At 34.5% G+C, this 12,988-nt stretch carries 4 protein-coding genes; all 4 read left to right on the forward strand.

Features of this window, described 5'->3' with window-relative positions; translation table 11 throughout:
- The first annotated feature begins 11 nt into the window (after positions 1-11).
- From U6A24_RS08040 to U6A24_RS08055, 4 genes are read left to right on the forward strand one after another with little or no spacing between them, the layout of a single operon-like run.
- The gene (locus U6A24_RS08040) at positions 12-302 is read left to right on the forward strand and encodes a PAAR domain-containing protein (protein WP_324179429.1); all 291 of its coding nucleotides are present in this window, start codon (positions 12-14) and stop codon (positions 300-302) included.
- 10 nt (positions 303-312) lie between these two features.
- Positions 313-735 (forward strand): GPW/gp25 family protein, encoded by a 423-nt coding sequence (locus tag U6A24_RS08045; protein ID WP_324179430.1) that lies wholly within the window; start codon positions 313-315, stop codon positions 733-735.
- 13 nt (positions 736-748) lie between these two features.
- Positions 749-5,881 (forward strand): hypothetical protein, encoded by a 5,133-nt coding sequence (locus tag U6A24_RS08050; RefSeq protein ID WP_324179431.1) that lies wholly within the window; start codon positions 749-751, stop codon positions 5,879-5,881.
- Between the two features lies 1 nt (position 5,882).
- Entirely contained in the window at positions 5,883-12,980 is a 7,098-nt protein-coding gene (locus U6A24_RS08055; protein WP_324179432.1) for a hypothetical protein, read from the forward strand.
- The last annotated feature ends 8 nt before the right edge of the window (positions 12,981-12,988 follow it).

Raw genomic sequence — 12,988 nt, forward strand, 5'->3', positions numbered from 1 at the left:
CACAATAAACTATGCCACCAGCAGCACGAATTGCAGATATGCATACTTGTCCATTAGTAACCGGAACGGTCCCTCATGTAGGGGGTCCTATATCAGGACCATCTGTTCCTACCGTTTTAATCGGTGGCCAACCGGCTGCAGTAGTTGGAGATATGTGCGTGTGCGTTGGACCGCCCGATACCATAGTAAAAGGCTCTGGTACAGTTTTAATAGGGGGTAAGCCAGCGGCGCGAATGGGAGATACTACTGCACATTCTGGTGTTATAGTACAAGGATTTCCAACAGTAATGATTGGAGGATAAAAAAAAACAAATGAATACAGATAAAGCATATTTAGGTACGGGATGGTCTTTTCCACCAAGTTTTGATAAAGAAAGCAAAACTGTAACCATGGTGAGTGCCGAAAAGGATATAGAACAAAGTCTCGAGATACTACTTTCAACAAGTTTAGGAGAGCGAGTAATGCAGGCAGATTATGGATGTGACCTTAAAGATTATCAATTCGAAAGTATGGATAGTTCCCTAATTGGATTTTTAAAAGATTTGGTAGAGAGAGCTATCTTATATTATGAACCTAGAATAAAATTGGAGAAAGTAGATATTACTGAAGCCGATTCCTTTGAATTGATAGAGGGATTATTAAAAATCACGGTACATTATGAAATCGAAGAAACAAATACTAGATATAATTATGTTTATGATTTCTATTTAAGGGAAGCCGATCAAAGGATATAAATAAAATGAGTAAATGAAAAACCCATCCGAAATATCTCATCCCTTAATAGATCGAACAGGGACAAGCCAAAGAACCAGGGTTATCGATGCATTGAGTACCAATGCTGCACCGATCGATGGAAAAACGTTGGCAGATAGATTATATATAATTAGTAAATATGCACTTCAAATTAATCATTATGAGTATATAGAAGAAAGTGAGCCCTTCTCAGAATCTGAAGATATTGATAACTGGAATTCTTTTTTCAAAAATAGCCTGCCTATTCAGTTGGCCTTAACGGGAAAAATATCAATCTCTGAAATAGAAGCAGATTATACCGTTTTATATGAGGAATTAAGGGATAATCCATCCCAGCAAGCGCTGGAATCAATTTTAATTTTTATTCTGAATAGGTTTATAACTCCTGTTCAAGTATTGTTTTCTAGTGCCGATTTAGAAAAAAATAGTTATACAACTTCTTTACTTAGAATAATTCAATCTTCTTTTAAAGAACCGCTTAAATCTTTTATTAAAGTTTACAATGCCAGTGCTACATTTTTATGCGTTCCTAAAATGAATTTTATGGGTTTTATGTCGCTCCCATGGCAGATAAACCCTATAGATATTCATGCTTTGGATACATGTATACAACAATCCAAGAAAGGGAAAAAAGAAGGCTATGTAATTGCGGGAGAGAGTGTGAATCTGATTTTTTACCAACTTTTAACTGGTATTCAGGATGTTATAGAAACAGCTCCTGATTTTATTGAGGAAGCTTTACGACCCTTAGAAGAATTACTGCAAAAGAGACACCAACCTCATTTGGGACTGTTATTTACTTTTTTAGAATTATTCAATAATCTACAGGTTAATATTAATGACTTAGGCAAAAAACATCTTGATTTTTTCTATCAACATGTCTTAAAAATTGATCCAAGAAAAGCAGTACCCGATAAAGCTCACATCGTGTTTGAAATTGCCAAACATTTGGATGCATATCTATTAAAAGAAAATTTACTTCTAAAAAATGGAAAAGACAGCAATAACGAGGATATAGCATTTGGTCTTGATCATGAAATTATAATAGACAAAGCACAAATAGCCGAAGTAAGAACACTTTCTCTTAATAAACTTAAAGAAAATCAATGTATTGAAGGGGTTTATGTTGCTCCAATTGCTAATTCTATTGATGGATTGGGAGGAAAATTCAAAAAAGATGAACCCACAAATTGGTCAACATTAGGATCCAAATTTAGTAAGAATACAAAAGAGGGTAACTTTACCCCAGATGAACACCCCAAGGCAAGATTGGGACTTGTATTGTCGTCGCCTGTTTTGCTTTTACAAGAAGGGAAAAGAGATATAAAAGTTTTCTTGAATTGTAATGTAATATCAGAAGAAGGTACTCCTGATTTATCTCAAGGAGAAATAGACACATTGTTTGATAAATTAACTTTTGGAGATAAACGAATAATATACTACTTAAACAATCAAGTGCTTGAAGAATGTGATCTAGGATTGCAAGCCAAAAGATATATCTCAAGACTGTTAACCAAACAAAATCCTTATCCAATTGAAGCTGAACATCTTGATGTTTTTCTTTCGGCTATCGATGCTGTTAGCTGTATCCCAATTTTTGAAGATGATGATAAAAATAGCTTAAAGAGGTGTTTCGAAAATATTGATTCTGCCAAAGAAGAGATTGAGACTCCTTTGTTTAAAGTCTGGCTTAGTGGAGAAAAGGAGTGGATTCCTAGAATACCTAAGGTCAAAAAAAATAAACCCCAGCTTTCAACAGATAATGTATTGGATTGGCAAGTTCAGTTTGAGTTGGATATTTTATTAAGTCCAGATGATCCTGCGGTAACGTTTTATGATGAAGAAAAACTCAAAGAAAAATTAGACCTAAAGAAAAATCTTCCTGTTCTAAAAATAGAAATTAATGAGGAAGCAGGCATCCTTTGTGACCCTGTTGATGATCCAACAAATGGATGTTATCTGAAACATCCCAGAGATACATCGGTAGACTTAAGAGCTTCTGCGTATGAGATTTTACGAAAATTAAAATTGGTCAATGCCGAAATTGATGTAAAAGTTTGTGGAGTAAAACAATTGATAGTACAAAATGATGAAGGGGCGTTAGATATTAATAGTCAAATGTTTCCATTCGGTTTACGTCCCGAAGTTCCTGGTTTTGATCCTATGAATCAAATTCTTACTACACCCGATCCTAGTCCAGATCCCGATCCCGACCCAGATATTCCTGTAGATCCAGAATCTTTGTTAGGACCTAGTTTTTATGTCGGGAGCAAAGAGGTGCTTTTTAAAAAATGGAACGCAGTACGTGTTAATATAGAATGGAAAGAAAAACCGAATAATTTTAATGATCACTATAAAGCTTATCTAAAGAGGCCAAATGATATTGACGAAACCGAAATACAATTGGAAAACCTTGGACTTAATGAGCAAGATTTTAAAATTAAGATTGATTCTCTAGAAGATGGCGTATGGGAAGAGCGAGAAAATAGAAAAGAGCTTTTTGGTAAGACAACAGATGGTTTCGGAGAATTAGAATGCGATACACTTACCTACGGTTGGGAGGTTTTGAATAAAGCCAATGACACATTTGTTGATTTTGATCAAGAATTGGACTTTTTCAAAAATTCACAAAATGGATTTTTAAAGTTCACTTTGGCTGATCAAGATTTTTTGCATACTGAGTATCCGTTTGTACTGGCAAGACAAATGTTGGCATATGCCTTAACCGGTCAAGAAGATTCTGCTAAATTAACAGATGCTATTTATATTACTTCAAATAAAATCATTATTCGAGCTGTAGATGATTTGCAAATTGAAGGAGATGGTATTTCTGAGAGTTTAGGAAAAGCGATACAAGCTTCAGGACAACTCTCGGGTGTTGTTGCAGATTTGGAGGCTTATGTAAAAACAAATGAAACCGAAATTAATGAAATCATAACGGGCTTAAATGATCTTATAAAAGAAATCAACGATTGTATTGAGGATAATTTTGAACAATTCAAAATTGATCTAGAGAATTTTAAAAATGCTGATTTAGATGGATTGAACGGGTTTTTAACTACTCTGGCAGAAATTCGTGATGAACTTTTTAGTAGAAATGACCCTCAATTAAATGATAAAGTAAATGAAATAGAAGATACTATGGTAGCTCTTTTTAATAGCTTAAATGAAGAGTTACTTAATAAACCTGCTCCAGACGGAATACTGGGTGTTATTAACGATATTATTACAGAACTTGGCAATGCAGATCCAGACACCAATAGTTTATTAGGTCCTGCCAATAGTGTTAAAAGTGGAATAGAAGAGCTTATCGACCTCATCGATAAAGCTAATAACCCTATTGTGGTTGGTTCACTACGAGGTAAAATTAATGCTGTGTATGATTTTATAGTAGGAACGGGAGAGTATATTCAAAATGAATTTAATCCATTTATCACAAATCTTGAAGGATATATTACGGATCCCATAATGAAAGTTATTACGGATCTAGTTGAAAGATTTAATGATATCAATACCAAATTTCAAACATTCAAGGGTGAATTAAATCAAAAAGGAATTGATATAGACCAAGAATTCAATGAATTTATCACCGAATTACTTAAAAGATTAGGTGAAGATGGAGATTTGGTTACTATTGCAACCACTATAAGCGATGGTCTTCTAAATATTGAAGAGATTTTCGAAAAGTCTGATATCTTGAGCTTTTTCGATAAAGATGGTTCTCAAGCTCTTATTCCAAGTGAACCCTGGACTCCTGCAATTAAAAACTTATATGTGGATTATACCGCTTCTGCTACCAAAAGTGATATAGGGATTATCCATTTGTATCCGTTTGATAATACTTCAAGACATGAAGATATCCAACAAAATCCAAGTTTATTTCCAATTTTGATAGATGATGGAACCTTGTTTATTGGTATAGAAAATTTAACTCCAGGAGGCACATTATCGATATTATTTCAATTGGCCGAAGCAACCGCAAATTCTGAAATGGAAAGAGCCGAAATTAATTGGCATTATTTGAGCAACAATAAATGGGTAGAACTATTACCAGATTTTAATATTATCTCAGATGAGACCGATGGATTTACTGTTTCAGGAATTATTACTATTGCAGTACCAGATGATATCAATAAAATCGGTAACACATTGATGCCAGATGATCTATATTGGATCAAAGCATCAGCCGTGGAAAATGCAATGGCCGTAGCAGAAACCATAGGGATTCATACACAGGCAGCAAAAGCCTCGGCAAGGTTGAGCGAACTTAATGATACCAGTAGACTTAATACGGCTTTAGAATCAGGAAGTATAAGTAAATTGGCCGAGGGTGATTTTAGCGTGAAAAAAATTGAACAACCTTATCCGTCATTCGATGGTAGACAACCAGAAGAAACCGGTCACTTTTATACCAGAGTAAGTGAACATCTTAAACATAAAGGAAGAGGTTTAATGTTAAATGATTATGAAAAAATTGTTTTAGAAGGTTTTCCGTCAATCTATAAAGTCAAGTGTATAAGTCATACCATGGGGCTTTCTGCTTTGCAGTATCGTAATGATCTAGAGGTTGCTCCTGGTTATGTGGTAATTACTGTAATACCTGATCTAACAAAACTTATGTCTGGCAATCAATTAGAACCCAAAGTGCCAGTAAGTCTGTTAGAAAAAATAGGAAGTCACCTTCGTAAAAAAATATCTCCATTTGCTCGTATTAAAGTAATGAATCCTAGATATGAACCAGTAGACGTTACTATTTGCGTGCGATTATACCCAGGTAAATCAGAAAATTTTTACCAACAAAAACTTCAAGAAGATATAACGAATCTATTGGCACCTTGGTTTTTGGGAGATTCTGAAAAGATAGCATTTGGTATGCCAGTTATATTTTCAGATATCGTTGGTTTTGTTGAGCAATTGGATTATGTGGATTTTATCACAAAATTAGAATTGAGTAGAGATGGAGGGGCAATAAAGTCCGAAATAACCCCAAGAACGGCAAGGTCAATACTTACTGCAGGGCAAATTTGTGTAGATATTGATAAAGAGGATTGTCCTTCAGAAAATGATTCGGGAAATAATCCCTCATTAGAATCTGTAACTAGTAATGAATTATCAGAATTAGGTTGATATGGCAGAATTAGAAAATAATATCATATCAGTTATCCAGCAAAATGATCCGGATATTCCAGAATATTTGGATTTTGAGAAACTTAGACGAGAGGGGCTAGAGCATATCGGAAACCTTTCGGGTAAAATATGGACAGATCATAATGTTCATGATCCGGGGGTAACTATTTTAGAAGTATTGGTGTATGCCCTGATGGATCTGGGGTATAGAACGAATCTTCCTTTTCAGGATTTGATAGCTTTAAAGAATAATAATGATCCCGAAGATAACTTTTTAACTCCTCTTGAGATATTAACCGTAAATCCGGTTACCATTACAGACTATAGAAAATTATTACTAGAAGTAGAAGGGGTAAGAAATGCATGGTTAGAACCTGCTTCCGAGCAGGAAATAGGCTTGTATCTGGATACTTACAGAAAAACTTTAGTTTGTAAAGGTGATTCTTATGAAGGAGAAAATGCAGTTACTCGAAACGAAAAGTTGAATGGTTATGACATATGTTTAAATGGACTCTATAAGGTTTATATAGAAAAGAATGCAGATATTGTTGATACGGTCACATTAGAACAAGATGTAATAAACATACTAGCAAAACATAGAAATTTATGTGAGGATTTTGTGGATGGGATTAAAGTTTTGGACCCTGTAGAAATAGGAGTATGTGTTGAAGCTGAGCTTCATGCAGAATTCAATGCAGAAAAGGTTTATGCAGAAATATTCAATAGAATAAGAAATTACATACAACCAGAAATTAAATACTACACCCTTGAGGAATTATTGGACAAAGGAAAAACTATTGACGATATATTTGCAGGAAGACCATATAGAACTGAAAGTTATGGCTTCGTTGATACCGAAGAAATAGAAAATTTCAATAGAAGAGAAAGTATCTATTTGTCTGATTTATATGATGTGATTTTAAGTATTGATGGTGTTAGAAAAATTAAAAATATAGCCATTAAAGAAGATTCTGTAGTATACCCAGGTTCTGGTGGTTGGGAATACATTATTCCCGATGGAAATGTTCCTGTTTTTTCTAGTGATAAAACATGCATAGACCTTTATAATGTTCAAGGAGTTTTAAAAGTAAATAAATCAAGAATCGAGGGAACTCTTTATGATCCTAGAAAGTTTTTACTATCAATTAATGATCTGGATACTCAAGTTCCATTGGGAAGTTATCGAGACGATTTAGAAGAATATTATTCTATTCAGAATGATTTTCCGGTGGTTTATGGTATAGGGGAAGATGGTCTGCCGGATATTGCAACCGGATTACGGAAAACCCAGGCCAAACAACTCAAAGGATACTTAATGTTTTATGATCAGATATTGGCCAATTATACATCTCAATTGGCTAATATAAGATCACTTTTTTCTCTAAAACCAGAAGATGAGAGAACCAAGGAAGAGAAGTCGACATATTTCACCCAAATTCCCGACTCGGTTCCTAGACTAGAAGAGTTGTTAAGGTTTTATAAGCAAGATGATGTGCTTACACAAGGCTCAATTTTGGCAGTGCCCGTTGCTAATAATGCCCAATGGACAAAAACTCTGGAAAAATTACAGAATAATCCAAATATTGAACTAACCATTCAAAATTTTTGTAATGACCAACCTGGTATCGTCAATGCATTCAATTTCTCTTCTTCAGGACTTCGTGCGGTTTATATTAACCAACTTATTAATTCTTTTTCTAATGAGAACTTCACTATAAAAATTATAAAAGATAAAAGAGGCTACTTTTTTGTCATAGATGCCGATGTTTCCGATGATGTTTTACTTGTGGGCACCACCAGAAGTGATACTCCAAACGATGCACGGAAAGAAGCGAAAAACCTGGCTTTTTTGGCGATGATGCATCAAAGCTATAATGAAGTGACAAATACTTCAGATACCAATGAACCCGATGAACATTATTTTAACATTACCTATAGCCCATTATCATATATTGATTTAATACAAGAGTTGACAGAGGATACCGATGAATATTTGGAAAGGCGCAAACAATTTTTAGATCATTTATTGGCAAGGTTTGGAGAAGAATTTTCAGATTATGTGGTATTACAGTTTCAGAATAGAGTAAATGCTGAAGAGTTTAAAGAAGACGAGATCAAAAGTCAATCAGAATATGTAAATAAGTTTCCTGAAATTAGTCGGGATAGGGGTAAGGCATTTAACTATTTGGACCCGTCTTGGAATACTGATAACGTTTCTGGTTTTGAAAAAAGAATAGCACTCTTATCTGGGATAGGCAATTATCAAAGACGAAACCTGTGTAATTTTGAAGTCACTCAAAACTTCAGGATAATTTTAAAAGATTGGTCGGGGAATACCCTTTTCAGAAGTAATAGAGGGTATGATACCATAGAAGAATTACGCGAAGCTTCAAGAAAAATATTGGGACAATTACGGGATGACAAATCCTACAAACACCTCGAAAAAAGCTTAAATGGTTTTGATAGCCATGTATTGCAAAGAATTTTTTCAGAAAAAGCCAGTAATGAGAATATTATAATTACCAGATATCATTATTACCAACAACTTAAAAATGTAGATGGTAAAATTGTTGTTACTAGCAAAAATCAGAAAATGAGATCTGAGAAAGTTGGGAATGATAAAAAGAGTGATTTTATCAAAACTATTAATGAACAAGAGCTTGGTTCAGATATTCACAAAAGAGAAAAATATCGTCTACTACCTTTAGGATCAGATAATAGGTATTTAGATATAAATGCATTTAACTGTCATATAGAAACATTGGTTTCTTGGAAGTGGCATGTGAACGACATTCGCACAAAAGAAAAGACAGAATGTGTACCTGTTTTCAAGACCGATGATGAAGCGTGGGATAATATGGTAAGAGAGGCAAATCTTGAGAGCTTTCTTACCCAACATGATATCGCGTTAAGATGGAATCTTAGAATTAATAAAAATGTTTCTGTAAAAGGTCTGGGATGCTATCCTGATAGTAACAAAAGTATTGCGGCCTGGAGACAAGCAAAAATGCTTGGGAGTTCTCTAAAAAATTTCTCTGTAGAAAAAAGAGGAGAATATAGTGTAGTATGTCTTAAAAATGAGAAAGGAAAGGTAATAGCACAATCCAATGAATTTAGTACCAAAGAAAATGACGAAAGAATTGTTTTAGAAACCTGCGTGTCAATTTTTGGTGATAGAAAAACACAACCAGAATATAATGAAGAAAGAAAAAAATATGGATTTCAGATTTTAGGGAAAGACAATACCCCTATGTTTATGAGTTATTGCGTTTATGATTCTCCAAAAGAAGCATTACAGCAAATGCAAATTGCCTTTAAACAAGGTGTTTCCAAAAATAACTATTTGCTTTCTGGGGATCAGGGTAATCCAGAGTATAATTTTATTCTCAAAGATGCAAGTACTTCTTTCTTGGCATTACCTCCCGATCATTTCGAGACGGCTGCAGATCGTACAAAAGCATTAAATGCAATGATGCGATATTTTAAGAGCAACGAACTTCCGGTCTTTGTTAAAGAAGAACCAAGAAGATATATTTGGTCTTTAATGCATAATGAGAGCAAAATTTTGAATTCTGAAACCGAGTTTACTTCAAAAGCCAGAGCTTCAGCAAATTTTGATAAGACCATTGTTCAGACAGTTTTAGCCAAAAATGATGAGCTGTATAAGCCACATTGCTATGATTTTGAGGTAATTTCAACTCCGGCTCAGTACAAGTTTATATATGGCGATAGTGATGCCCAAGATAAGTTGGCACCAATCTTTATTAGTACAGATGGATTTAGCACACCACAAGAGGCTTCAAAAGGGTATACAGATTTCATTCAAAAACTACCTGGTTTATTGTTTAAGGTTTCTCCAAAAAATGATACTGATTTTGGGTTGTATACCTCAGGTTCGTCAAAAGCAATAGTTGGAGCATACTCAAAATCAAAACCATCTTTAACAAAAGCTCAAAATATTGTTGGTTACGTCAAGAGTATATATAGTAATGATTTAAAGCCGAAGGCCAGTTTTATCGATCGCCAAATGATAGAGAACCAGGAGGGGCGGTATGAATGGAGGTTCTATAAAAAAAATGCTCCTTTGGCGGTAAGTCCATATAGGTGTGAGGCAGAATCTTTGGCAGAGGATATTAAAAAGATCATTTGTGATACTATTCCACCAATAGATTTAAAACAATGCCCCAAAAAAGCAATAGTCGTTTGTCCAAAGAATGATCCTAATAAATTTCATTATCAAATAGAATTTAAAGATTGCGATGGTAATCAATTTGTTTTAATTAGTTATTTGGGATATAATAGTTTTGAAGAAGCCGAAGAAGCTTGGCAAAATGAATGGATCGATGTAATTGAAATAGCTACCAATGCTGATGAATACTTGCTTTCTGGAAAAATAAATATTGAAGAAACATATGATAATCCTAATGTAAAATCATGTGATCAGGCATCTTATATTGCTGTAATTCCTAAGGTAATACGAGAAGCTCTAGAACAACGTGGTAAAGATGTAATATTGCATTATACAGGGTTAGCAGATCAGTTCCCAATTTATAAAATGACTTATGAAACCCTTGGGGAAACTCAGAGTCATTATGGTTTCAAAGTAGTAGTACCACAGAGTGATCTCATTTCTGGGTGTAAAGAAAACAGTAACATAAATCATCAAGGTAGTTTGCTTTGGGTAAGTCAAAATACGTATTCAAATGCTCAAGAAACTATAAATGCATATCAATACTTTTATAATCTTGCTGGGGCTTCAAACAATTGCAAGGTGTTTTGTGATAAAGAAGGTTTTTATGTTGGACTTGTAGAAGTTTTGGCAGAAAGCTCTCAGGATTTTGCAAGCATACCCGAAGTATGGGATGATGGATATCCCAGAGACAAAGATGATTGTAAAAACTGCACTCCAGGCGGTGTTCGAGAATTTCTATATGCTGCAGAAGATGATAAAAATTATATTCCTATTTGTGAAGGACATCAATGGAAATTTAAAGTAGTATCTCCATCATACTTTGTATCAGAACATAATTGCTACTATAACTCGGCCAAGAAAAGAGATGAACAAATGGAATCCTGGCTCACTAAATTAAAAAATATTAATTGGGATCAATACATTATATGGCAAGTAGGCGAAGGTAGTGTTCCACGAAAAGAGATTCAATTCTTATCAAGAATAGGATATGGGTATTCGACTGAAGAGTTTTGTAAGTTAGTTTTTGCGTTCAGGGATAGTATGCAAAAATGTACAGTTCTTGATGAAAGCGCCCAAATTGATATTATAAAAACTTCTTTGAAGGAAACTTATAAAGAAGATGCAGGGATGTGCAAATTGATCGATAGTGAATCTTTTAGATATCAGGAGATATGTGATTTTGTTAATTACTTTCCAGTATATAGAACAGAAACAGGGTATCGCTACCGATTGTATTATCCAGAAAATGATGTGGAAACCACTCCAGAAGGATTACAACCGTGTGGATGTGAGGACGTAATAGACATTACTAAAAGCTGTATCGAACCATATCCTTTTGTAAGTAGTAATGAGTATGATTGTTGTAGCGAGGCATTAAATGGTTTTATTCATTTTTGTTCAATAATTATGGAGGAATCGTATGCGGTGGAATGTATTTCAAAAACTGCATATGGCCCATATTCATTTGAGATTATTAATAAAAATAGAGAGCTGGCTTATCACCCACAACAATACAAAAGCCTGCAAGAAGTAAAGGATGCGATTGAATATACCAAATCCTGTACAAATGATATTGGGATGCATGTGCTTGAGCATATTTTACTAAGACCAAAACCCAATGTTCCTTGCGGTAATATTTATGAATATGATGAAGGAGAAGGTCGCCAATTAATAACTTGCTTATTGCCAGTTTGCCCCGATACAGAGTGCTATATTGAATGGCAACCTGATATTGAAAAAGATGATCCTTGCGCAGAAACAGATAATAATCCAAATGCAATTCATTATATACCAGGTAGTGACCCATATTCGTTTTGGGCTACAGTAGTGTTACCATCATGGCATAAACAATTTAGAACCCTGGAACAGCGACAAGCTTTTGAGAAATTTCTATATACTCAAACACCCGCTTTGGTTGGGTTGAATATTTTGTGGTTAAGCCCTAGTGATCTTTGTAAGTTCGAAGATGCGTATAAAAAATGGTTGGCATGGAAAGAAGATCCGGCGGCACTTCAATGCGATCCTAATGGGCATCATCCTAATTGTTTACTTTCAGATTGTATACGAACTCTAGAATCTGAACCTGCATGTCCTACTATTCCTGGCGAGCAAGGCGATTGTGATTGTGATGATGATCGTAGAGAAATTGCATTTCTTGACACCAATGAGTATGATTCAAGCAGTATTTTCTGGGGATATTGCCCACCTCAGGGAATACCCCAAGAACCAATAGGAGAAGGCGTTGCTCTTGCAGAAGTTGAAGCAAGAAAGACGGTTGTTGATGAGAAAATAGAAGTTGCTGTGCCGGACAAGGAAATTTCCGTTCCTCCTGTTAAAAAGAAGAGACCAGCAACCAAGAGTGCTAAGGAGGTTGTTAAAAAAGTAGCAAGCAGTCCCACGAAAAAAATACCTTCGAAAAAAACGGTTTCCAAAAAAACTAAAACAAAAAAAACACCACTAAAAAAGTTAACAAAAAATGAAGCATTGGCGATTATTAGAAAAAGAAAACCAAAATACATAACCAATATTGAAAAGGCATCAACAGCCAAGTTGAAGAAGACCAAAAGTTATGAAAGAACAGCGTTTTTCTTAGAAAATACACCAACGCTAATGGCTTATGACGGATTAGTTAGCTTTTTTGATAAATATAGCCTTCAAAAGGATAATAATATTCAGGATTTTTTAATGCTGCTTAAAAATGCGACCTGGCATTTGCTAGATAAACTTGTATTAGACGAAAAAGAAAATATTAAAAAAGAAGATATTGCTCTTATTAAGAAAAACTTAGTCGCTCTTAAAAAGAAAGGATTATCCTTAAAAGAATTGGATAAAGATTGGAAAAGTGAAGAACTTAATACACTGGCCGATTCAAAAGTGTTGGAGCAAGTTAAAAAACTTCTGAAATAGCAAAGAAA

It is taken from the genome of Aquimarina gracilis, assembly GCF_035285365.1.
GTDB lineage: Bacteria > Bacteroidota > Bacteroidia > Flavobacteriales > Flavobacteriaceae > Aquimarina > Aquimarina gracilis.